The sequence below is a fragment of the Curvibacter microcysteis genome (assembly GCF_028649455.1).
Taxonomy (GTDB): Bacteria; Pseudomonadota; Gammaproteobacteria; order Burkholderiales; family Burkholderiaceae_C; genus Curvibacter; species Curvibacter microcysteis.
The window spans coordinates 1-21,881 of record NZ_JAQSIO010000014.1 but is presented as its reverse complement, the minus strand read 5'-3'; the positions used below and the strand labels follow the sequence as shown (position 1 = coordinate 21,881).

At 68.1% G+C, this 21,881-nt stretch carries 18 protein-coding genes; 15 read left to right on the top strand and 3 right to left on the bottom strand.

Translation table 11 applies throughout. The features are described 5' to 3' along the window. Positions 1-12: 12 nt before the first annotated feature. From PSQ39_RS20900 to PSQ39_RS20860, 9 genes are all read left to right on the top strand, one after another. Positions 13-1,209: an acyl-CoA dehydrogenase family protein gene (locus PSQ39_RS20900; protein ID WP_273929503.1), complete on the top strand. Its 1,197-nt coding sequence runs from the start codon at positions 13-15 to the stop codon at positions 1,207-1,209. Between the two features lie 12 nt (positions 1,210-1,221). After that, entirely contained in the window at positions 1,222-2,355 is a 1,134-nt protein-coding gene (locus PSQ39_RS20895; protein ID WP_273929501.1) for an acyl-CoA dehydrogenase family protein, read from the top strand. Positions 2,356-2,369: 14 nt separating this feature from the next. Continuing rightward, positions 2,370-3,170 carry an oxepin-CoA hydrolase, alternative type gene (locus PSQ39_RS20890; RefSeq protein WP_273929499.1) on the top strand — a complete coding sequence of 267 codons (801 nt, stop codon included), beginning with the start codon at positions 2,370-2,372 and terminating at the stop codon, positions 3,168-3,170. A gap of 37 nt (positions 3,171-3,207) precedes the next feature. Next, positions 3,208-4,416 carry a CaiB/BaiF CoA transferase family protein gene (locus PSQ39_RS20885; RefSeq protein ID WP_273929497.1) on the top strand — a complete coding sequence of 403 codons (1,209 nt, stop codon included), beginning with the start codon at positions 3,208-3,210 and terminating at the stop codon, positions 4,414-4,416. Positions 4,417-4,463: 47 nt separating this feature from the next. Further along, entirely contained in the window at positions 4,464-5,453 is a 990-nt protein-coding gene (locus tag PSQ39_RS20880) for a Bug family tripartite tricarboxylate transporter substrate binding protein (RefSeq protein ID WP_273929496.1), read from the top strand. 192 nt (positions 5,454-5,645) lie between these two features. Beyond that, entirely contained in the window at positions 5,646-7,646 is a 2,001-nt protein-coding gene (locus PSQ39_RS20875) for an acyl-CoA synthetase (protein WP_273929494.1), read from the top strand. Positions 7,647-7,710: 64 nt separating this feature from the next. Continuing rightward, positions 7,711-8,718, top strand: coding sequence for a Bug family tripartite tricarboxylate transporter substrate binding protein (locus tag PSQ39_RS20870; RefSeq protein WP_273929492.1), 1,008 nt, complete (start codon positions 7,711-7,713; stop codon positions 8,716-8,718). Between the two features lie 30 nt (positions 8,719-8,748). Continuing rightward, positions 8,749-9,498: an electron transfer flavoprotein subunit beta/FixA family protein gene (locus PSQ39_RS20865; protein ID WP_273929490.1), complete on the top strand. Its 750-nt coding sequence runs from the start codon at positions 8,749-8,751 to the stop codon at positions 9,496-9,498. Positions 9,499-9,500: 2 nt separating this feature from the next. Next, positions 9,501-10,433, top strand: a complete 933-nt coding sequence (locus PSQ39_RS20860; RefSeq protein ID WP_273929488.1) for an electron transfer flavoprotein subunit alpha/FixB family protein — start codon at positions 9,501-9,503, stop codon at positions 10,431-10,433. Positions 10,434-10,515: 82 nt separating this feature from the next. On the opposite strand, the gene PSQ39_RS20855 is transcribed toward PSQ39_RS20860, so the two are convergent. Continuing rightward, on the bottom strand, positions 10,516-13,101 hold the full coding sequence (locus PSQ39_RS20855; protein ID WP_273929486.1) for a DEAD/DEAH box helicase: 2,586 nt from the start codon (positions 13,099-13,101) through the stop codon (positions 10,516-10,518). A gap of 78 nt (positions 13,102-13,179) precedes the next feature. Here PSQ39_RS20855 and cobT point away from each other — a divergent pair, with 78 nt between their 5' ends. After that, positions 13,180-14,256, top strand: coding sequence for a nicotinate-nucleotide--dimethylbenzimidazole phosphoribosyltransferase (cobT, locus tag PSQ39_RS20850; RefSeq protein WP_273929484.1), 1,077 nt, complete (start codon positions 13,180-13,182; stop codon positions 14,254-14,256). Positions 14,257-14,270: 14 nt separating this feature from the next. On the opposite strand, the gene PSQ39_RS20845 is transcribed toward cobT, so the two are convergent. Further along, positions 14,271-15,404 carry a GGDEF domain-containing protein gene (locus tag PSQ39_RS20845; RefSeq protein ID WP_273929482.1) on the bottom strand — a complete coding sequence of 378 codons (1,134 nt, stop codon included), beginning with the start codon at positions 15,402-15,404 and terminating at the stop codon, positions 14,271-14,273. Positions 15,405-15,657: 253 nt separating this feature from the next. Between PSQ39_RS20845 and PSQ39_RS20840 the strand changes: the two genes are divergently transcribed. From PSQ39_RS20840 to PSQ39_RS20820, 5 genes are all read left to right on the top strand, one after another. Further along, positions 15,658-16,854, top strand: a complete 1,197-nt coding sequence (locus tag PSQ39_RS20840; RefSeq protein WP_273929480.1) for a CaiB/BaiF CoA transferase family protein — start codon at positions 15,658-15,660, stop codon at positions 16,852-16,854. Between the two features lie 88 nt (positions 16,855-16,942). Next, entirely contained in the window at positions 16,943-17,965 is a 1,023-nt protein-coding gene (locus PSQ39_RS20835; protein WP_273929479.1) for a tripartite tricarboxylate transporter substrate binding protein, read from the top strand. Further along, complete coding sequence (locus PSQ39_RS20830) at positions 17,965-19,014, top strand: AraC family transcriptional regulator (RefSeq protein WP_273929477.1); 1,050 nt, start codon at positions 17,965-17,967, stop codon at positions 19,012-19,014. Before PSQ39_RS20835 ends, PSQ39_RS20830 begins: the two co-directional genes overlap by 1 nt. Before the next feature lie 249 nt (positions 19,015-19,263). Then, positions 19,264-21,024 carry a methyl-accepting chemotaxis protein gene (locus tag PSQ39_RS20825; protein ID WP_273929475.1) on the top strand — a complete coding sequence of 587 codons (1,761 nt, stop codon included), beginning with the start codon at positions 19,264-19,266 and terminating at the stop codon, positions 21,022-21,024. Between the two features lie 222 nt (positions 21,025-21,246). Then, on the top strand, positions 21,247-21,639 hold the full coding sequence (locus PSQ39_RS20820) for a VOC family protein (protein ID WP_273929473.1): 393 nt from the start codon (positions 21,247-21,249) through the stop codon (positions 21,637-21,639). A gap of 67 nt (positions 21,640-21,706) precedes the next feature. Here the strand turns inward: PSQ39_RS20820 and PSQ39_RS20815 are convergent. After that, positions 21,707-21,881: phosphate acyltransferase (locus PSQ39_RS20815; protein WP_273929554.1), on the bottom strand; the 175-nt coding region annotated here is incomplete at its 5' end.

Sequence of the window (21,881 nt, the reverse complement as noted above, 5' to 3'; positions counted from 1 at the left end):
CGAGTAGCCTCCATGGACCTGAATTTCACCCCTGAAGAAGAAGCCTTCCGCGCCGAGGTGCAAGGCTTTCTGCGCGACCAGCTGCCAGCCCGCCTGCGCGACAAGGTCAAGGCCGGTCTGCGCCTGACGCGCGAGGACTCGGTCGAATGGCACACCCGTCTGAACGAGCGCGGCTGGCTGGCCAACCACTGGCCCAGCGAGTACGGCGGCCCGGGCTGGAACGCGGTGCAGAAGTTCATCTTCGAGCACGAATGTGCCGTCGGCGGCGCGCCGCGCATCGTGCCTTTTGGCGTCAACATGCTGGGCCCGGTGCTCATCAAGTACGGCAGCGAAGCGCAAAAGCAGTACTGGCTGCCGCGCATCCTGAACGGCGACGACTGGTGGTGCCAGGGCTATTCCGAGCCCGGTTCCGGGTCGGACCTGGCCTCGGTCAAGACCACGGCTGTGCGCGACGGCGACCACTACATCGTCAACGGCCAAAAGACCTGGACCACGCTGGGCCACCACGCCAACATGATCTTCTGCCTGGTGCGCACCAACAAAGAGGCCAAGCAGCAGTCGGGCATCAGCTTCTTGCTGGTGGACATGAACAGTCCGGGCGTCGAAGTGCGCCCCATCATCACCCTGGACGGCGAGCACGAGGTCAATGAAGTCTTCTTCACCGACGTCAAAGTGCCGGTGGCCCACCTGGTTGGCGAAGAAAACAAGGGCTGGACCTACGCCAAGTACCTGCTGACCTACGAGCGCACCAACATCGCGGGCGTGGGCTTCAGCGTGGCCGCACTCGAGCGCCTCAAGCGCATCGCGGCCAAGGTGCAGCGCCACGGCCGCCCGCTGCTCGAAGACCCGGGCTTTGCCACCCGCTTGGCCAAGGTCGAGATCGACCTGGAGAACATGAAGACCACCAACCTGCGCGTGATCGCGGCGGTGGCTGGGGGGGGCGTGCCCGGCGCGGAGAGCTCGATGCTGAAGATCCGCGGCACCGAGATCCGCCAGGAACTCACCTCGCTGACGCGCCGCGCCATGGGCCCCTACGCGCTGCCCTTCATCGAAGAGGCCATGTACGAAGGCTATGCCGACGAGCCCGTGGGCCCGGCCGAGGCCGCCCAGGCCGCTGCCCTCTACTTCAACAACCGCAAGCTGTCGATCTTCGGCGGCTCCAATGAAATCCAGAAGAACATCATCTCCAAGATGATTCTGGGCCTGTGACACGAGGTCGCGATGAACTTTGAACACACCGAAGACCGCCGCATGCTGGCGGACACGCTGAACCGCTTCATCACCGAGCAATACCCTTTCGAGGTGCGCAACGAGGTGGCGGGCAGCGCCCAAGGCCTGAGCACCAGCGTCTGGCAGCAACTGGCCGAGATTGGCGCCCTGGGCGCCTTGTTCCCTGAGTCCGAAGGCGGCTTTGGCGGCGCCGGCTTTGACGTCAGCGTGGTGTTCGAGAGCCTGGGCCGCGGCCTGGTGGTCGAACCCTTCCTGGGCGCCCTGGTCGTGGGCCGCGCCCTGGCCGCGGCGGGCACCCCGGCGCAAAAGCAAGCCCTGGCGGGCCTGATCGACGGCAGCACCGTGGCCGCGCTGGCCCACGATGAGCCCGGCAGCCACTACGAGCTGTCCCGCGTGGCCACCCGCGCCACCCGCACCGCCACCGGCTGGCAGCTCGATGGCGCCAAGGCCGTGGTGCTGCAGGCCGAGGCGGCCCAGCTGCTGTTGGTGTCGGCCCGTGTGGCCGGTGACATCGAAGCCGAAGAGGGCATTTCTCTGTTCCTGGTGCCCACCGACGCGGCCGGCGTGCAGCGCCGGGGCTATGGCCGCATCGACGGCGGCCGGGCCGCTGAAGTCACGCTGCAAGCGGTGCAGGTCGGCGCCGAGGCTTTGCTGGGTGCCGAAGGCCAAGGCCTGGCCACGCTGGAGCTGGCCATCGGCTGGGGCCTGCTGGCCCTGTGCGCTGAGGCCGTGGGGGCCATGGACGTGGCCAAGCAGTACACGCTGGAGTACTTGCAGACGCGCAAGCAGTTCGGCGTGCCCATCGGCAGCTTCCAAGCCTTGCAACACCGCATGGCGGACGTGCTGCTGGAAGTGGAACAGGCCCGCTCGGCCGTCATCAATGCCGCGGCCGCCATGGACGCTGACCGCGTGACGCGCGAGCGCGCGCTGTCGGCCGCCAAGGTCAGCATCGGTCGCATTGGCGCCCTGGTGGCTGAAGAAGCGGTGCAAATGCACGGCGGCATCGGCATGACCTGGGAGCTGCCCCTGGCCCACTACGCCAAGCGCCTGGTCATGATCGACCACCAATTCGGCGACGAAGACCACCACCTGCAGCGCTACATCGCGCTGGGCCGCCAGGCCTGACACCGGAGCCGACCATGAGCGATCTGCTGCTGCAAGCCCGCGACGGCGCCGTGCTGGTGCTGACGCACAACAACCCCAGCGTGCGCAACGCGCTGTCGCCCGAGTTCTACGCCGAGCTGACGGCAGCCCTCACGGCGGCGGCCCAGGACGACCGCGTGGGCGCCGTGGTGCTGACCGGCGCGGCCGGGCACTTCTGTGCCGGTGGCGACCTGCGCCAACTGGCCAAGCGCCGCGAGTTGCCCTTGAGCGAGCGGCGCCAGCGCCTCGAAGGCCTGCACGACCTGGTGCGGGCCCTGCGCGACAGCCCCAAGCCTGTCATCGCGGCGGTCGAGGGCGCGGCCGCCGGCGCGGGCCTGTCGATCGCCCTGGCCTGTGACCTGCTGGTGGCGGCGCGCAATGCGGTGTTTTCGGTGGCCTACGTCAAGGTCGGCCTCACACCCGACGGCGGCGCCACCGCCTTCCTGGCCGAGTTCGTTTCGCGCCAGGTCCTGACCGAGCTGTGCCTGACGGGCGAACGCCTCTCGGGCGAGCGCCTGCACGCGCTGGGCGCGGTCAACCGTCTGAGCGAGCCGGGTGACGCCCTGGCCCAGGCCACGGCCCTGGCCCAGCAGATCGCCGCCGGCCCGCTGCGCGCCAACGCGCGCATCAAGGACCTGTGCCGATCCGCCCCCCAGGCCCCCCTGGCCGAGCAACTGGACCGCGAGGCCGAGCACATGGTGCAGGCCCAGGGCGACGCTGAATCGGCCGAGGGCATTGGCGCCTTCTTGAACAAGCGCACGCCCGACTTTGTCGCGCTGCGCCGCGCCGGCGCCTGAGGCGTCGGTTTTTTTGAATTCTGGAGAGACAAGCAAGATGGCTCAACTCAACTCTGGCCTGCCGCTGGCAGGCGTGCGCGTGCTGGACCTGTCGCGTGTGCTGGCCGGGCCCTGGTGCGGCATGGTGCTGGGCGACTTTGGCGCCGAGGTGATCAAGGTCGAACACCCGGGACGCGGTGACGACACCCGCGACTGGGGCCTGCGCGTGGGCCAGACCGAAACCGCCTACTTCAACAGCGTGAACCGCAACAAGCGCTCGGTCACGGTGGACCTGCAAACCCCCGAGGGCCAGCAGATCGTGCGCGACCTGGCCGCGCAAAGCGATGTAGTGATCCAGAACTTCAAGTTCGGCGGCCTCGACAAGCTGGGCCTGGGCTATGAGCAGATCAAGGCCGTCAAGCCCGACATCATCTACTGCTCGATCTCGGGCTACGACCGCAGCGGCCCCGAGGCGGCCCGCCCCGGTTACGACCTGGTGGTGCAGGGCGAGGCCGGCCTGATGGCCCTCAATGGTGAGGCCCACCAGCCCCCGTTGAAGTTCGGCGTGGCGGCGGTCGACATGTTCACGGGCATGTACTCGGCCCAGGCCGTGCTGGCCGCCTTGTTCGAGCGCCAGCGCACCGGCCAGGGCCGCCACATCGAGATGGCCTTGTTCGACTGCGGCCTGATGATCACCGCCTACTACGGCCTCGAAGCCATGCTGATGGAGAAGGACCCGCCGCGCTACGGCAACGCCCACCCCTCCATCGTGCCCTATGGCGTGTTCGACGCGGCCGATGGCCCGGTGGTCATCACGGTCGGCAACAACGCCCAGTTCGAGCGCTTTGCGCGCGAGGTCATCGAGCGACCCGACATCGCGGCTGACGAGCGCTTCAAGACCAACCTGGGGCGGGGCTCCAACCGCGAGGTGCTGGTGCCCGAGATCCTGCGCGAGCTCAAGAGCCGCCCGCGCAAGCTGCTGCTGGAGCGCCTGGCGGCCGCCGGCATCCCCTGCGGCGAGGTGCTGGGCCTGCACGAGGCCCTGACCTCCGAGCGCGCGGTGCGCGGCGGCCTGGTCACCGAGCAGCCCCACCCGGTGGCGGGCAGCACCCATGTGCTGGCGCCCCCGTACCGCCTGGACGGCGAGCGCCTGCCCGTGCGCCGCGCCCCACCCACGCTGGGCGAGGGCACGCGCGAGGTGCTGGCCGACCTGCTGGGCTACACGCCGGAGCAGCTGGCGGGGCTCAAGGCCCGAGGCGTGCTCTGAGCTGCCGACCCGACCCGACAAGAACACGAATTCCGGAGACACGTTTCATGACCTTTTCCCTCAGCCCCCGTGGCCTGAGTCGCCGCCTGCTGCTGGCCGCCCTGGCGCTGGCCGGCTCGGCTGCGCTGGCGCAGAGCTACCCCAGCCGCCCGATCAAGCTGATCGTGCCCTTTCCGCCGGGCGGGCCCACCGACACGGCTTCACGCATCCTGGGCCAGCGCCTGGCGGAGCGCCTGAAGCAGCCCGTGGTGGTGGAGAACCGCGCGGGCGCCTCGGGCTCCATCGCCGCGTCTCAGGTGGCCAAGGCCCCGGCCGACGGCTACACCCTGATGATGCTGGCCACGCCCACGCTGCTGGCGCCGCACCTCTACAAGAAGGCTGGCTATGACATCGTCAAGGACTTCAGCCCCATCGCCTCGGTCTATGACCTGCCCATCGTGGTGGTGGTCAACCCCAACGTGCTGCCCGACGTCAGCACCTTGCCGCAGCTGATCGCCAAGGCCAAGGCCCAGCCCGGCAAGCTCAACTACACCAGCTCGGGCGCGGGCAGCTTTGGCCACCTGAGCATGGAGTTGCTCAAGCAACTGGGCCAGTTCGACATGCAGCACGTGCCCTACAAGGGCGGTGTGCCTGCCATCACCGACTTGCTCGGTGGCCAGGTGCCCGTGATGTACGCCGACATGGTGGCGGCCTTGCCCCACATCCAGGCCGGCAAGCTGCGCGCCCTGGCCGTGGGCTCGCCCAAGCGGGTCAGCGTCACGCCCGACGTGCCCACCGTGGCAGAGCAGGGCTTCGCCAGTTTCGAGGCCGTGTCCTGGGGCGCATTGCTGGCCCCGGCCGGCACGCCCAAGGACGTGGTCAAACTGCTCAGCGACCAGGTCAAGGCCGTGCTGGCTGAAAAAGACACGCAGGACAAGTTGCTGCAGGCCGGCACCTTCCCGGCCTACCAGCCGTCCGAGGCGCTGGCCCAGCGCATCCGCCAGGACGACGCCAAGTGGGGCAAGGTGATTGTGGACAAGGGGATCTCGGTCGATTGAGCGGGGCCGCCCCGGTCGGCCGTCCGCCAGGGCCGGGCCGGGGTCCCGTAACGGACAGCGGTTCGTCCCGCTTCACGCTAACTTCCCAGCGTGGATCAAGTGCCCTGTCCCGATCCCTCATTTGACGCGGCTGCCCAGACCTGGCCCCTGGCGGGCTGGGTCCCCTGAAGTCCTCTTTTCTGCCCTGACACCATGACCGCTTCCACTGCCTCTGTTTCCGCTGACGCCGCTGTCCAGGCGCCACCCCGCCACGCCCCGTTCCGCCAGACCCTGCGCGTGCACAGCCTGGCCGACATCCGCCGCATCGAGGCCCTGGCCCCGCTGGCGCAGGCGATGCCGGTGCGCAGCACCTACGAGATCATGTGCAACTCAGCGGCCGCATTTGGCGACAAGACGGCGCTGACCTTTTTGCGCAGCGCCGACCCGGCCGACGCCCCCATCCGCTGGAGCTACCGCCAGCTGCTGGCCGGCATCCACCAGACCGCCAATGCCCTGCACCGCCTGGGCGTGCAGCCCAGCGACGCGGTGGCCGTGCTGCTGCCCGGTTGCCTGGACTACCACCTGGCCCTGTGGGGAGGGGAGGCCGCGGCCATCGTGCAGCCGCTCAACCCGCTGCTCAGCGACGAAAAGCTGGTCGCCCTGATGCGTGCCGCTGGCGCTCGCGTGCTGATCGCCTATGGCGCCGAGGCCGATGCCGAGATGTGGTCCAAGGCCTTGCGCATCCGCAGCCAGGTACCCAGCCTCACGACGCTGCTGCGCGTGCCCCCGCTGGACGAGCCGGCCTCGGCCCGCCCCGCGCTGCCCGACGGTGTGCAGTGCTTCCGCGCGCTGATCGAGGCCCAGCCCTCAGACCGCCTGCTCAGCGGGCGCGACATCCAGGCCAGCGACATCGCGGCCTACTTCCACACCGGGGGCACCACCGGCGCGCCCAAGCTGGCGCGGCACAGCCATGGCGCGCAGGTTTTCACGGCCTGGTCCAGCGTGCAGGTGCAGGGCCTGGGTCCGGACGATGTGACCCTCAACGGCTACCCGCTGTTCCATGTGGCCGGCGTGCTGCCGGGGGCGCTGACCGCGCTGTCGGCGGGTGTGGAGACCGTGATCCCCACCACCGCGCTGATGCGCAACCGTGAGGTGATCCGCAACTACTGGAAGCTGGTCCAGACCTACCGCACCACCGTGCTGTCGGCCGTGCCCACGGTGCTGGCGGCGCTGGCCAATGTGCCCGTGGACGGCGCTGACATCTCCAGCCTGCGCTACGCCCGCACCGGCGCGGCGCCGCTGCCGCCCGAGCTGTCGGCGCGCTACCAGCAGCTGTTTGGCCTGCAGGTGCACGAGTCCCTGGGCATGACCGAGATGGCCGGCATCTCCACCATCACGCCGCCCGGCGTGGTGGCGCCCGCGGGCTGCGTGGGCTTCCCGCTGCCTTTTGTGCAGCTGCGCATCGTGCGCCTGGATGCCAGCGGCAACGCCAGCGACGAGGACCTGCCCGTGGGGCAGCCCGGCATGATCTTGTTCAAGTCGCCCAACCTGTTCTCGGGCTTTGTGGACCCGGCCGACAACGCCCGTGCCTTCACCGCCGACGGTTGGCTGGCCACGGGAGACCTGGGCTTTGTCGACGAGCAGGGGCGCTTGCACATCTCGGGCCGCTCCAAGGATTTGATCATCCGCAGCGGCCACAACATCGACCCCAAGGTGATCGAAGACGCCGTGGCGGCCCACCCCGCGGTGCAGCTCAGCGCCGCCGTGGGGGCGCCCGACGCCTACGCCGGCGAGCTGCCTGTGCTGTTTGTCAGCCTGGTGCCGGGCCAGAGCGCCAGCGTGCAGGAGCTGCTGGACTTCACCGCCCAGCGCGTGGACGAGGCGCCAGCGCGGCCCCGCCACCTGACCATCCTAGACGCCCTGCCCATGACCAATGTGGGCAAGATCTTCAAGCCCGACTTGCGCGTGCTGGCCACCCGGGCGGTGATTGCCGAGTTGGCCGAGACCCAGGCCCGTGAGGCCGGGCTGGCCACGCCGCCGGCGCTGGACGTGCAGGTCCAGGGCGAGCGCTATGTCGTCGCCCCAGCCACCCCCACCGCCTTGCCCGAGGCCTTCCGCCAGGGCCTGGCCCAGGCGCTGGCCCGGCTGCCCGTCCAGGCCCAATGGCAGGACGCGCCCGCAGCGCTTGCGCCAGCCAGTGCCCCGGCGGTTTGACGCCGCACCGCCCCCGTTTTTGAGTTCGTGATACCAACAGGCCCAAGCCACAGGAGACAAGACCATGACCCAAGCCCCCACCCGCCGCCAATGGCTCAGCCAAGCCAGCGCCGCTGCCCTGGCCCTGGCCGGCCCCAGTGCCTTCGCCCAAAGCGCGTCGGCCAGTGCCTGGCCCAACAAGGCCATCAAGCTGATCGTGCCTTTCAATGCGGGCGGCGCCACCGACATCTCGGCGCGCGTGATCGCAGAGAAGCTCTCGACCCGCCTGGGCCAGCCCGTGCTGGTGGACAACCGCGGTGGCGCGGCCGGCATCCTGGGCACGGACGCGGTGGCCAAGGCCGCGCCGGACGGCTACACCTTTGTGCTCTCGCTGAGCACCTCGCTGCTGATCAACCAGTTCCTCTACACCAAGATGCCCTACAACCCGCAGCGCGACCTGGCCCTGGTGTCCCAGGTGGCTGATGCGCCCACGGTGTTGGTGGTCAATGCCAATGTGCCGGTCAGCACGGGCCCAGAGCTGATGGCCTACATCAGCAAGAACAAGGGCAAGCTGTCCTACGGCTCCTGGGGCGTGGGCTCGCAAGCCCACCTGGTGGGCGCGCAGATCAGCCAGACCCTGGACGCCGACATGTCCCATGTGGCTTACAAGGGCGAGGCCCCGATGCTGCAAGACCTCATTGGCGGCCAAATCCAGATCGCCATTGCCAGCGCCCTGGGCGCCAAACCGCACATTGACTCTGGCAAAATCAAAGCGCTTGGCGTGACCGGGGAGCAGCGCATGACGGTGCTGCCCCAAGTACCCACCTTGCCGGAACAAGGTTTGAAAGACGAAGTCTTCCGCACCACGGGCTGGGTGGCGATCGCTGCACCGGCCAAAACCCCGGTGGAGGTGGTTCAACGCATGTCGGCCGAAGTGCGTGCCGTGTGTGCCCTGCCTGAAGTCCGTGAGCGCTTTGCCGCCATGGGCTTCACCACGGTGGGCAGCACGCCCGAACAGTTTGCTGCGTTCTATAAACGTGAATACCCGGTCTGGGAGCGCCTGGTGAAAGCCTCTGGCGCCCAGCTCGACTGACACCCTGATTTGAAGAAAGAGGAAAGCACTATGAAGATTCTCGTCCCCGTCAAACGTGTGGTGGACTACAACGTGAAGGTCCGGGTGAAGTCGGACAACACGGGTGTGGACATCGCCAACGTCAAGATGAGCATGAACCCCTTTGACGAGATTGCCGTCGAAGAAGCGGTGCGCCTGAAAGAAAAAGGCGTGGCCACTGAGGTGATCGCGGTGAGCTGCGGCGTGACCCAGTGCCAAGAGACCTTGCGCACGGCCATGGCCATTGGGGCTGACCGTGCCATCCTGGTCGAGACCGACGCTGAACTGCAGCCGCTGGCCGTGGCCAAGCTGCTGGCCGCCCTGGTCGCCAAAGAGCAACCGGGCCTGATCATCCTGGGCAAGCAAGCCATTGACGACGACGCCAACCAAACCGGCCAGATGCTGGCGGCCCTGGCCGACCTGCCGCAAGCCACCTTCGCCAGCAAGGTCGAAGTGGCTGGCGACAAGGTCAACGTGACGCGCGAAATCGACGGTGGCCTGGAAACCCTGAGCCTGTCGATCCCGGCGGTCATCACCACCGACCTGCGCCTGAACGAGCCGCGCTACGTGACGCTGCCCAACATCATGAAGGCCAAGAAGAAGCCGCTGGAGATCGTCAAGCCCGAAGACCTGGGTGTGGACGTCAGCCCGCGCCTGAAGACCCTCAAGGTCAGCGAGCCGCCCAAGCGCGGTGCTGGCATCAAGGTGCCCGACGTGGCCACCCTCGTGAACAAACTGAAAACTGAAGCCAAGGTGATCTGACCATGACCGCACTTGTTATTGCCGAACACGACAACGCGACCCTCAAGGGCGCGACCCTGAACACCGTCACCGCCGCTGTGCAAGCCGGTGGTGATGTGCATGTGCTGATCGCGGGCCACAACGCTGGCGCCGCCGCTGCCGCTGCGGCGCAAATCGCGGGTGTCAGCAAAGTCATCCACGCCGACAGCGAAGCCCTGGGCCACGGCCTGGCCGAGAACGTGGCTGCCCAAGTGCTGGCGATTGCCGCCAACTACAGCCACATCCTGTTCCCGGCCACGGCCGGGGGCAAGAACGCCGCGCCGCGCGTGGCCGCCAAGCTGGACGTGGCGCAGATCAGCGAAATCAGCAAGGTCATCAGCGCCGACACCTTCGAGCGCCCGATCTATGCGGGCAACGCGATCGCCACGGTGCAAAGCACGGACGCCACCAAGGTGATCACGGTGCGAGGCACGGGCTTTGACGCGGCAGCGGCCACGGGTGGCAGTGCGGCCATCGAGACCATCGCGGCAGCAGCCGACAGCGGCAAGAGCGCGTTTGTGGGCAGCGAGATCGCCAAGAGCGACCGCCCCGAACTGACGGCGGCCAAGATCATCGTGTCGGGTGGCCGGGCCTTGGGCAGTGCCGAGAAGTTCAATGAAGTGATCACACCGCTGGCCGACAAGCTGGGCGCGGCCATTGGTGCGAGCCGCGCTGCGGTGGACGCGGGCTACGCGGCCAACGACCTGCAAGTGGGGCAGACGGGCAAGATCGTGGCGCCGAGCCTGTACGTGGCGTGCGGCATCTCGGGCGCGATCCAGCACTTGGCGGGGATGAAGGATTCGAAGGTGATCGTGGCGATCAACAAGGACCCGGAAGCGCCGATCTTCAGTGTGGCCGACTACGGTCTGGAAGCGGACCTGTTCGCGGCCGTGCCGGAACTGGTGGGCGCGCTCTGAGCGGCTCACGCCTTTGGGCCCATGCGGCCCAGACGCCAAAGGCACCGCTTGCGGTGCCTTTTTTTCGCCGGCGAGCCGGGCTTCAAGCACCCGGCGCCAGGGGGCGCAGCAGGCCTTCCAGCTCGTCAGGGCTGAACTTCAGGCCCTGGGCGCCGTCCTCGCCCAACACGCCTTCGGTGAGCCGCGCCTTGCGCTGTTGCAGCGCCAGCATGCGCTCTTCGATGCTGCCTTGCACCACCAGTCGGTAGACGAAGACGGTTTGGGTTTGCCCAATGCGGTGGGCCCGGTCGGTGGCCTGTTGCTCCACGGCCGGGTTCCACCAGGGGTCGAGGTGGATCACGGTGTCGGCCGCGGTCAGGTTCAGGCCGATCCCGCCGGCTTTGAGGCTGATCAAAAACACCGGCGCCTGCCCCTCTTGGAAGGCCTGGACCAAAGCGCCGCGCTGGGCGGGCGGGGTGTCGCCGGTGAGCTTCAGCCAGGCCACGCCCAGCTCATCCAAGGTCTCGCCAGCGCGGGCCAGCAAGCCCGTGAACTGGGAGAACACCAGCACGCGCCGCCCCTCGGCCACCAGCTCAGGCAGCAGCTGGGCCAAGGCCTCCATCTTGGCGCTGGGCATGCTGGGCGGCAGGGTCAGGCCCGGCACCAGGCCGGGGTCGCAGCAGACCTGGCGCAGCTTGAGCAAGGCGTCCAGGATGCTGATCTGCGCGCCCGCAATGCCTTGGCGGTGCAGCACGCGGCGCACCAGGTGGTCGGCGGCCACGCGCACGCTTTCATACAGCTCGCGTTGCGCGCCTTCCAGGGTCACGGGCAGGGTGACCTCGACCTTGTCGGGCAGCTCGCGCGCGACCTCGGTCTTGCGCCGGCGCAGGATGAAGGGGCGCAGGCGCTCGGCCAGCAAGCGGGCGCGCAGGCTTTCGCCATTGACCTCGATGGGCTTGCGCCAGTGCTGCTGAAAATGCCGCGCGCTGCCCAAAAAGCCCGGCATCAAAAAATCAAACAAGGACCACAGCTCGCCCAGGTGGTTTTCCATGGGGGTGCCGGTCAGGCACAGGCGGTGCCGCGCCTCCAGTTGTCGCAGGGCGCGGGCACTGCGGCTGTCGGCGTTCTTCACCATCTGGGCCTCGTCCAGGATCAGCAGGTGCCAGGGCTGGGTGCGCAGCCGCGCCAGGTCCCGCCACAGCAAGGCGTAGCTGGTCAGCACCACCTGGTGCTGGGCCAGTTGGTCAAAGAGCGCGCTGCGCTGCGGGCCGTGCAGGGTCAGCACCTTCAAGTCCGGCGCCAGCCGGGCCAGCTCGGCCTGCCAGTTGAAGATCAGCGAGGTGGGCAGCACCACCAGGGCCGGGCGGTCCAGGCGGCCGGCCTGGGCCTCGGTCAACAGGTGGGCAATGGCCTGGGCCGTCTTGCCCAGGCCCATGTCGTCGGCCAGCACACCATGCAGGCCTTGGGCGCGCAGGTACTGCAGCCAGGCCAGGCCTTGCTGTTGGTAAGGGCGCAGGGCAATGCCCAGGCCGGTCGGCGCTGCCACGGGCGGTGGGCTGCCGCTTTGGCGCAGCCGGGCCACCCAGGCGGCCAGGCCCTCGCTGCCTTGCACATGCCAGGGCACCAGGGGGGCGCTGGCGGCGTCGGGAGCGCCTGCGCTGTCCGCGGCTCGGGTCAGGTCCGGGCTTTGCAGGGCCTCCAGGCGTGGCAGGTCCCAGCTCGACAAGCGCCAGGGGCCAGGCCTGCGCTGCGGGTCGGTCAGCAGGTCCAGCAGGGCCGCGACGATTTTTTTCAAGGGTGCCGCTGGGGCCTCGATGCGCCGTCCGCCTGGGGCGCGCAGGGCGATCAAGGCATGGTCATCGATGGCAAACAGCGCGTCGGCGCTCAACCAGCGGGCATCGCGGCGCAGCAAGTCAGCCAGCAGCGGAGCCAGGTCCAGGGTCTCGCCGTCGATGTCCACGCCCAGCGACAAAAACCAGGCGCCTTGGCGCGGCGGCAGGCCCAGGGGGGCGATCTCGGGCTCGCGCACCCCCAGGGGGCCGGCCACTTCGTGGCCCAGCAGCTCGCCGGTGTCGGGCTGCACCAGAACACGCCAGGCCTCGACTGGCACGCTCAAGTGGGCAAATCCCGGGCGCAGCAACACGCTCCAGCCTTCGGCTTGCAGGGCTGGCACTTCATCGGCCCACCAGTCGGCAAAGTCACTTTCCTGTACCAGGGTCCACAGCTGCTCGGCGCGTGCGCCGGGCAGGGCGGCTTCGGCGGCTTCGGGGACGCGCCACTGCAAGGTGTCGGCCGGCAGGGGGCGCAGGCCCAGGGTGCGCACACGGTCGGCCGCCTGCGCTTCGGCGGCCAGGTCACGGTGCAGCAGCACGGCCTGGCCCTGTGGGTCGGTCAGGCGCTCGGTGGGCAGGGGGCGGCTGTTCAACACCGTGCGCGCTGCCGGGGTGGACCACAGCGGCTGGCCAGCCTCTTCGTAAAGCCAATCGACCCAGACCACGGTGACGCTGTCGCCGCGCGGCCCGAACACGCCGTCTCGGCACATGCCCAGCAGGCCGTCGCCGCGGCCCAGGGTTTGCAGGGTCAGGCGCGGTGTCAACTGCCCGCGCACGGTGCGCAGGCCAGGGCGGCGCAGGACGGGGGCTGTGGGCAGGTCGGACCCGGGCAGGGCTGCAGGGGGCAGGGGAGGCATGGGCTTGATTGTCGCCGTGCCTGGGGCCCGTGCAGGCTGGGTGGACAATGCAGGCCCTGCTGATTTTTCAAGACTGCCATGTCCGACGCCCCGAATTTTCTGACCCCCTGGCTGCCCGAGGTGGCCGACCTGCACGACCCTGCGCTCAGCGCCCGTTTGCAGCAGGTGTTGGACAACAAGACCAAGCCCCTTGGCTCGCTGGGCCAGCTCGAAAGCCTCGCCTTGCAATTGGGGCAGATTCTGGGCACGGAGGCCCCCCGCTTGCAGGCGCCGCAGATGCTGGTGTGCGCGGCCGACCACGGCCTGGCCGCGCGCGGCGTGTCGGCTTACCCCAGCGACGTGACCTGGCAGATGGTGGAGAACTTTCTGGCCGGTGGGGCCGCTGTCAGTGTGCTGGCCCGCCAACATGGCCTGGCCCTGACCGTGGTCGACTGCGGTGTGCGCCATGACTTTGGCCCGCGCCCCGAAGCCGCCCCCGGCGCGGCGCGCCTGCTGGTGCGCAAGGTGGGCCCCGGCACGGCCGACGCCAGCGCGGGCCCGGCCATGAGCGAGGCCGAATGCGCCCAGGCCGTGCGCCAGGGCCGCGAGGTGGTGGCCAGCCTGCCTGGCAATGTGCTGCTGCTGGGCGAGATGGGCATTGGCAACACCTCCGCTGCTTCGCTGCTGCTGGCCTGGTGCAGCGGCCGCCCAGTGGCGGAATGCACGGGGCGCGGCACCGGCCTGGACGTCCCGGGCGTGGCGCGCAAAGTGGCGGTGCTGGAGCAGGTCATGGCCCGCCATGCCGACCTGCGCGACCCAGCCCAGGCCTTGGCGGCGCTGGGTGGTTTTGAGCTGGCCACCCTGGTGGGGGCCGTGCTGCAGGCGTCCGCCGAGCGCCGCGTGGTGCTGGTCGACGGCTTCATCACCACGGCGGCGGTGATGCTCGCCTGCGCCCTGGTGCCCACGGTGCGCCAGCGCTGCGTGTTTGCCCACCAGTCGGGCGAGCGGGGCCATGCGCTGATGTTGCAGCAGCTGCAGGCGCAGCCCTTGCTGTCGCTGGGCTTGCGCCTGGGGGAGGGCTCGGGCGCGGCGCTGGCTTGGCCGCTGCTGCAGTCGGCTTGCCTGGTCTTGGCCGAGATGGCCAGTTTTGCCTCGGCGGGTGTGTCCCAGGCCTGAGGGGCGTGCGGGCCTCAGGCCTCGCAGACCCGGTTGCGCCCCTCGCGCTTGGCCAGGTAAAGCGCCTGGTCGGCCCGGCTGAGCATGGCGTCCAGGCTGTCGTCGGGGCCCAGGGCGGTGGTCAGGCCCACGCTGACCGTGCAGGCCAGCTCGGGGCGGGACGGCGGGGCCAGGCGCACCCGCTCGGCCACCACGCGGGCCGCGCGCGCATCGGTGGCTGGCAACAACACCAGGAACTCTTCGCCACCATAGCGGCCCAACTGGTCGGGGCGGCGCAGCACGGCGCGGGTGCGGTTGGCAAAGTCGACCAGCACCGCATCGCCTTGCTGGTGGCCTTGCAGGTCGTTGATGTCCTTGAAGTGGTCCAGGTCCAGCATCATCAGGGACAGTGGCTCGCCGTAGCGCTGCAGGCGGGCGAGTTCGTTCTCCGCCAGTTCCAGCACGGCGCGGCGGGTCAGGGCCTCGGTCAGCGAGTCGTGGCTGGCCACATGCTCAAACTCGCGGCGCAGCCGCTCGGTGGCCAGCAGCACGGCGCCAATCGTCAGCATCTGCACCGACATGGCGTTGGACGACACGTACACCACCTGCAGCAAGCCGGGCTCCATCATGCTGTGCCCGGCCAAGCCCGCCGCCACACTGACCATGCGCAGCACCAGCACCGAGGTTTGAGCCCCCATCGCCACCATCGTGAAACGCAGGCCAAAGCTCGTGGGCTGCTGCATCAAATAGCGGATTTGCTGCAAGAACAGGCCGCACAGCAGGCCATTGACCACCAGCAGGCGCACACCGTAGTTGGGCTCGACCAGGGTGAACCAGGCCACCACCGGGGTGCTGGCCAGAATCAATCCAGCCCACAGCCGCCAGCGCGCCCAGCCCTGAAAAAAATGCTGCAAGCCGACGGAAAACAGCAGGGTGCCCAGCAGGAGGATCAGGTTGGCCAGCACCACTGTCAGCCAGTCCGGGGCCACGTCGCGCAAGCCATACAGGCCGGCCGCCGTGAACCACGCCAGGGGCGAGGCCGCCAAGAGGCGCAAACCACCTTGCAATTTGCGCGGGTAACTGCGGCGCACGAAAAACAGGACCATGGCCATCACCAAGCCCATCAGGGCCGACAGGGTGATGATGGAGCGTGGGTCCAGGACCGACATGGGCATGCGCCGGGATCAGGCCCGGTAGGTGCGCGTCAAAACGCGCGATGAACGGTCTGGAGAACGCATGAAACCAGTATACGGGCGCCTTTGGCGACTGGATGGTCTTGGTACGCTGCGGACAACCCTTAGCGCTGAACATTCCCGCCAATGGCATTGATCGCCCACGCCATTGCCGCGGCCCAGCCCCCATGCCTAGACTGGCCCCGCGCCCGGCAAGCTGCCCGGGCTTTCCAACGGAGGCCTTGTCTTCATGAGCGAACTACCTGCCGCCTCGGCAGCCCGTCCCCCCGGGCCCGTCCCCCAAGGGGCCCCCTTGCGCGGCGTGCGCGTGCTGGACCTGACCCGCCTCTTGCCCGGTCCCGTGTGCACCCAGCACCTGGCTGACCTGGGGGCCGAGGTGATCAAGATCGAAGACACCGGGGCCGGGGACTACGCCGCCGCCCCGGTGCGCGCCCTGGTCAACCGCAACAAGCTGGGCTTGTGCCTGGACCTCAAGCAGCCGGCCGGCCTGGCGGTGCTGCAGCGCCTGGTGCGCGAGGCTGACGTGCTGGTGGAGGGCTTTCGCCCCGGCGTGATGGCGCGCCTGGGGGCGGGCTACGAGGCCCTGGCCGCCTTGAACCCGCGCCTGGTCTATGTCAGCCTGACCGGCTACGGCCAGACCGGCCCGATGCGCGACGCGGCGGGCCACGACCTCAATTACGCAGGGTGGACTGGCGTGGCCGAACAGATCGGCCAGCCCGGTCAGCCTCCTGCCTTGTCCAACGTGCCGGTGGCCGACCTGCTGGGCGGCACCATGACCGCCGTGATGGGGCTGCTGGCCGCCTTGTTTGACGCCCAGCGCAGCGGCCTGGGCCGCCATGTGGACATCGCGGTGGCCGACGGCCTGCTGGCCCATGCCGTGCTGCCCCTGGCCGCCGTCAACACGCGGGGCGTGACCCAGCCGCCCGGCCAAGGCAAGCTGACCGGTGCCTTGCCCTGTTATGCCCTCTACACCGCGGCCTGCGGCGGCTACCTGGCCGTGGCCGCTTTGGAGCGCAAGTTCTGGAACCTGTTTTGCCAGCAGCTGCAGCGCCCCGATCTGCAGCCCCGCCACCAACCGGCCACGCCCGCCGAGTGCGAGGCCGTGCGCGCCGAGGTGCAGGCCCTGGTGGGCGCCCACAGCCTGGCCTGGTGGACCGAGCATCTGGCGGGCGTGGACTGCTGCGTCACCCCCATCCTCAAGTTGGAGCAGGCCTTGGACCTGCCCCAGTTCGCCGAGCGCGGCATGGTGCTGCCCCTGGCCGGAGGCGGGCGCCAACTGGGCTGCCCGGTGCGCATGACGGGTTTTGAATTTGAAGTGCGCCACCCCGCACCCACCGCCGGTGAGCACACCGAGGCGCTGCTGAGCGCCGCCGGCTACACGCCGGCCGAGCAGGCCGCATTGCGCGCCCAGGGCGCGGTGGCCTGAGCCATGTCGACAGAGCCGGTCGGGCGCAGCGGGGCACAGACCCCGCGCCCCGGACTGGCGTGGTTTTTTTAAAACAGGAGACAACACCATGTGGACTTTGCGGGTCAAGACCCCGGCGGCACGCCAGCGATCTTCTTTCACCCGGCGCGCGGCGCTGTGGGCGGCCGGCCTGGCCGTGGCCGGCGGGCTGAGCGCCCCCGGCGCCTGGGCGCAGACCCCTGAGGCCTACCCCAGCCGACCCATCACCTTGATCCTGCCCTTCCCGCCGGGCGGGGCCACCGATGTGCAGATCCGCGCCCTGGCGCAGGCGGCCTCGCGTGAATTGGGTCAGCCCATCCTGATCTCCAACCGCCCCGGCGTGGGTGGCACCCTGGGGCCAGCGGGCATGGCGCAGACGGCGGCGCCTGACGGCTACACCGTTTCCTTGATCGCCGCCACCCTGTTTCGCCTGCCCCACCTGATGAAGGTCAGCTTTGACCCGGTGGCCGACTTCAGCTACCTGATCTGCCTGACCGGCTACACCAACGGTCTGGTGGTGCGCCAGGACGCGCCCTGGAAGACCGTGCAAGATCTGCTGGCCGACGCGCGCCGCCAGCCTGGCGCCATCAGCTATGGCAGCACCGGCAAGGGCAGTGGCGGCCACATTGCCATGGAGCGCCTGGCCCGTGCGGCGGGCGTGCAGTTCAACTTCATCCCCTACAAAGGCATGGCCGAAGAGACGGCGGCCTTGCTGGGCGGCCACCTGATGGTCATCTCCGACCCGGGCTGGGGCGCGCTGGCGGAGTCGGGCAAGGCCCGCGTGCTGGCCACCCTGGGGGAGTCGCGCTTGAAACGCTGGCCCCAGGTGCCCACGCTGCGCGAGCTGGGCCATGACATCGTGGTCAATTCACCCATTGGCCTGGCAGGCCCCAAAGGCATGAGCCCCAAGGTGGTCCAGGTGCTGCATGACGCCTTCCGCAAAGCCATGAACGACCCTGGTTTTGTGCGCGCCCTGGAGCAAAACGACCAGGTGCCGCTGTACATGAGCGCGGAGGACTACACCCGTTACGCGGCTGAGCAGACCGCCCGCGAGAAGGTCTTTGTGCAGGAACTGGGACTTAAACTCGACTGATGTCGCACGAGGTCACCACCCGCCACACCATCGCCATCCTGCAAGTCAGCCAAATCTTGCAGGGCTATGTGGCCCGGGGCGGCGATGCGCAGCGCCTGCTGCGCCGTGCCGGCATCGTGCCCGCGCTGCTGGATTCGCCCCTGTCGCGCGTCACCCAGGCGCAGTACGCGGCGTTGATCCAGCTGCTGAGCCGGCACACCCGGGATGAGCTGTGGGCCTTGTGCAGCCAGCCCGTGCGCCTGGGCAACTTCAGCCAGATGTGCCGCCTGCTGGTGCACTGCCGCAGCCTGGGCGAGGCGCTTCGCACGGGCTTTCGCTACTACCACCCCTTGTTGCAGGACTTTGTGCCGCGCCTGGTGGTGCAGGGCAGCCAGGCCTCGGTGCACCTGGTGTCCAACGGCCCGCGCGACCCCGAGCGCGGCTATGCCGACCGCACCTTTTGCTTCTTCACCTACGGCCTGGCCTCGTGGCTGGTGGCGCGGCGCATTCCCGTCACCGAGGTCATGTACCGCCACTTGGACACGGGCTACAGCAGCGATGCCGGTCGCCTGTTCCAGGCCCCGGTGGTGTATGGCCACCCCTGGGTGGGCTTTCGCTTTGATGCGCGCTGGCTCGACCTGCCGGTGGTGCAGAACCCGCAAAGCCTGGAGGAGTTCCTGCGTCAGGCCCCGGCCAGCCTGCTGATCAAGTACCGCGACCAGACCAGCTTGACCGAACGCATCCGCCGCCTGCTGCGGCGCCACCTGAGTGGCGAAATGCCTTCGCTGGAGTTCGTCAGCCAGTACCTGGCCATGACCCCGCAAACCCTGCGCCGCCGCCTGCGCGACGAGGGCCAGGGCTACCAAGCCATCAAGGACGACCTGCGCCGCGACGCGGCCATCGAGTACCTGCACCAGCCCGAGCTGACCCTGCTGGACATCGCCAACCGGCTCGGGTTCTCCGAGGCCAGCACCTTCCACCGCGCCTTCAAGGGCTGGACCGGTCAAGCACCGGGGGTGTATCGGCAGACCCGGCTGCTTGGTGGGGTGGGCAGCGGCGAGCGGGCGTGAGGGGCGCGGCGACCACGCCGCCAGCGTCGCCGCATCGATGGCCGCCGCCGTCACACGGCCCAGATCCCTGGGCTGGGAGTGCTTGTGTGGGCGCTCATCAAAAGAAGTTTTGCCTTGTTGGGTCGCGCTTTTACACCAGAGTCTTGGATCAATTTTTCAAATCCGAGTCAAATACTCGGTTAATGATAAATTTGTTAAATGTTTCATTTAAATCAATAAAAATGTAGAAAATTTACAGAAGGAGACCAAATGTCCATGCACCTCGTGTCTGTTCGGGCCAAGTTGTCCGCCGCCTTCGGCGGCTTGACTGTGCTGGTTTTGATCGTGTCTGGCCTGGCCATCATCGAGTTGCAGGCGGCCAATCAGGCCTTCAAATCGTATGTGAATGGCATCAACACGCGGGCCACGTTGGCTGCCAGCATTCAAGCCCAGGTGGATGCCCGTGCCATCGCTGCGCGCAACCTCGTGTTGGTGACCAAGCCGGCCGATGTGGAGGTTGAAAAGGCCGCCGTCGCCAAGGCGCACGAGCAGGTTCAAAAAAATCTTGCAAAACTGAAAGAAATGGTGGCTCTCCCGGATGTGCCGGCCCAGGCCAAAGCACTGGTCGATGACATCAGCAAAATCGAACAAGCCTACAGCCCGGTGGCCTTGTCCATCGTCCAGCTGGCCCTGCAAAACAAGCGTGACGAAGCCATCGCCAAGATGAACGAGGAGTGCCGGCCCTTGTTGATGGCATTGGTCGGTAAAACCAATGCCTATGCCGAGTTGACCGCGCAGCGTTCGGCCCTGCTGATCAAAGGGGCTGAGGAGCAGCACAGCAACCAACGGACTTGGCTGGTGGCTGCTTGCTTGATTGCCGTGGTGGCGGCCGTGGTGGCTGGGATGTTGATCGTGCGCAGTCTGACCAGGGCTTTGGGGGCTGAGCCTGGGGTGCTGGGCCAAGCTGCCGAAAAAGTGGCTGGTGGGGATTTGAGCCCGGTCTTGGGGGCGGATTCGGCACCGGCTGGCAGCGTGCTGGCTTCTCTGGGCACCATGCAGCAAAGTCTGGTCCGAATCGTGGGCCAAGTGCGTGGCGCGGCAGATTCCATCGCGACGGGGACGTCGGAAATCTCGGTCGGCAATGCGGATCTGAGTCAACGCACAGAGAACCAGGCCAGCGCCTTGGAGGAGACCGCCGCGACCATGGAACAGTTTGGCACCACCGTGCGGCACAACGCCGACAACGCCAGGCTGGCCAATCAACTGGCGCTCAATGCCTCGGAGGTGGCCAGCAAGGGGGGCACCGTGGTCGCCCAGGTGGTCGAGACCATGAAGGGCATCAACGACAGTTCCAAGAAGATTGGCGACATCATTGGCGTCATCGATGGCATCGCCTTCCAGACCAACATCCTGGCCCTGAACGCGGCGGTCGAGGCCGCCCGTGCCGGTGAACAAGGCCGTGGCTTTGCGGTGGTGGCCTCCGAGGTGAGAAGCCTGGCAGGTCGGTCTGCCGAGGCCGCCAAGGAGATCAAGTCCCTCATTGGCGCCAGTGTCGACCAAGTCGAGCAAGGCACGGTCCTGGTGGATCAGGCCGGGCAGACCATGGAAGAGGTCGTGGCCGCCATCACGCGGGTCAGCGACATCGTGGGAGAAATCAGTTCGGCCAGTTCGGAACAGAGCTCGGGCGTGACTCAGATTGGCGAAGCCATCAACCAACTGGATCAAACCACGCAGCAGAACGCGGCGCTGGTCGAAGAGAGCGCTGCTGCCGCGCAGAGTCTGGAGCACCAATCCGCTCAGCTGGTCACGGCCATGGCCGTGTTCAAACTGAGTGGCGAGGCCCATCGCAGCGCCCAGGCTCAGCCCAAGAAGCCGCTGCCTCGGCCCCACGTCTTCAAGGCGGCGGCCAAGCCCAAGTCCAGCCTGAAGTCTGCCAAAGCCGCGCCCGAGTTGCCCTTGGCCAAGCCGCCTGCATCGGCGCTCACCAGCTCGGCCAAGGCGGGTGCAGAGGATCAATGGGAGAGCTTTTAAAGCGGGCCGGATTCACCTCGGCAGGGTTCCCGGCGCCCGTAGCGGCCCACCAGGCGCTGCGCTTTGCAACCGTTGAGGGCCAGCCCATGGGTGCCAAGGACGTTCAGCATGGGGTGGCCAGCCGCGAGCCACTTCTCTGCATCTGCCAGAGGCGGCCTGAGTAAACTGCCTCGCGGCGCCCAGCGGGTGCACGCATGCCCTTTCCTCAGTCCCTGTCACACCATGAAACTTGGCTACACCATCGTCTACGTGCCCGATGTCGAGGCGTCTCTCGTTTTTTTTGAGAAGGCCTTCGGCTTCGAGCGCCGATTCCTGCACGAGTCAGGCACCTACGGTGAATTGGCCACAGGCGAAACGACGCTTTCCTTTGCGGCCCATGAGCTGGGTCACACCAACTTCGAGGGCGGGCACGTCGCAGCCTCCGAATCCGCCTTGCCCTTGGGCATGGAACTGGGCCTGGTCACCCCTGACGTGGCGGCAGCCCACGTCCGGGCGCTGCAAGCCGGCGCACGTGAATGGGCCGCTCCCAGCCAAAAGCCCTGGGGTCAGGTCGTGTCTTATGTGCGGAGCCCAGACGGCACCCTGATCGAACTGTGCTCGCCCATGGGCGCGTGAGGGGGCGGCGCCGGTGGGGAACCTGCTCAGCTCAGGGGGAAGGAGCACGCCCCTGGGCTGCTGAAGCTCAGCGCGTCACGTTGGCGTCGGCCACCGTCAAAGCCGTCATGTTCACGATGCGGCGCACCGTGGTGCTGGCCGTCAGGATGTGCACCGGCTGGGCCGAACCCAGCAGCACCGGGCCAATCGCGATGTTGCCGCCAGCCGCCGTCTTCAGCAGGTTGTACGAGATGTTGGCCGCA

What these genes read in the sequence shown, in the direction of transcription:
- PSQ39_RS20900 (WP_273929503.1), top strand. Translation starts at nt 13, where the DNA reads ATGGACCTGAATTTCACCCCTGAAGAAGAAGCCTTCCGCGCCGAGGTG.
- PSQ39_RS20895 (WP_273929501.1), top strand. Translation starts at nt 1,222, where the DNA reads ATGAACTTTGAACACACCGAAGACCGCCGCATGCTGGCGGACACGCTG.
- PSQ39_RS20890 (WP_273929499.1), top strand. Translation starts at nt 2,370, where the DNA reads ATGAGCGATCTGCTGCTGCAAGCCCGCGACGGCGCCGTGCTGGTGCTG.
- PSQ39_RS20885 (WP_273929497.1), top strand. Translation starts at nt 3,208, where the DNA reads ATGGCTCAACTCAACTCTGGCCTGCCGCTGGCAGGCGTGCGCGTGCTG.
- PSQ39_RS20880 (WP_273929496.1), top strand. Translation starts at nt 4,464, where the DNA reads ATGACCTTTTCCCTCAGCCCCCGTGGCCTGAGTCGCCGCCTGCTGCTG.
- PSQ39_RS20875 (WP_273929494.1), top strand. Translation starts at nt 5,646, where the DNA reads ATGACCGCTTCCACTGCCTCTGTTTCCGCTGACGCCGCTGTCCAGGCG.
- PSQ39_RS20870 (WP_273929492.1), top strand. Translation starts at nt 7,711, where the DNA reads ATGACCCAAGCCCCCACCCGCCGCCAATGGCTCAGCCAAGCCAGCGCC.
- PSQ39_RS20865 (WP_273929490.1), top strand. Translation starts at nt 8,749, where the DNA reads ATGAAGATTCTCGTCCCCGTCAAACGTGTGGTGGACTACAACGTGAAG.
- PSQ39_RS20860 (WP_273929488.1), top strand. Translation starts at nt 9,501, where the DNA reads ATGACCGCACTTGTTATTGCCGAACACGACAACGCGACCCTCAAGGGC.
- PSQ39_RS20855 (WP_273929486.1), bottom strand. Translation starts at nt 13,101, where the DNA reads ATGCCTCCCCTGCCCCCTGCAGCCCTGCCCGGGTCCGACCTGCCCACA.
- cobT (WP_273929484.1), top strand. Translation starts at nt 13,180, where the DNA reads ATGTCCGACGCCCCGAATTTTCTGACCCCCTGGCTGCCCGAGGTGGCC.
- PSQ39_RS20845 (WP_273929482.1), bottom strand. Translation starts at nt 15,404, where the DNA reads ATGTCGGTCCTGGACCCACGCTCCATCATCACCCTGTCGGCCCTGATG.
- PSQ39_RS20840 (WP_273929480.1), top strand. Translation starts at nt 15,658, where the DNA reads ATGAGCGAACTACCTGCCGCCTCGGCAGCCCGTCCCCCCGGGCCCGTC.
- PSQ39_RS20835 (WP_273929479.1), top strand. Translation starts at nt 16,943, where the DNA reads ATGTGGACTTTGCGGGTCAAGACCCCGGCGGCACGCCAGCGATCTTCT.
- PSQ39_RS20830 (WP_273929477.1), top strand. Translation starts at nt 17,965, where the DNA reads ATGTCGCACGAGGTCACCACCCGCCACACCATCGCCATCCTGCAAGTC.
- PSQ39_RS20825 (WP_273929475.1), top strand. Translation starts at nt 19,264, where the DNA reads ATGTCCATGCACCTCGTGTCTGTTCGGGCCAAGTTGTCCGCCGCCTTC.
- PSQ39_RS20820 (WP_273929473.1), top strand. Translation starts at nt 21,247, where the DNA reads ATGAAACTTGGCTACACCATCGTCTACGTGCCCGATGTCGAGGCGTCT.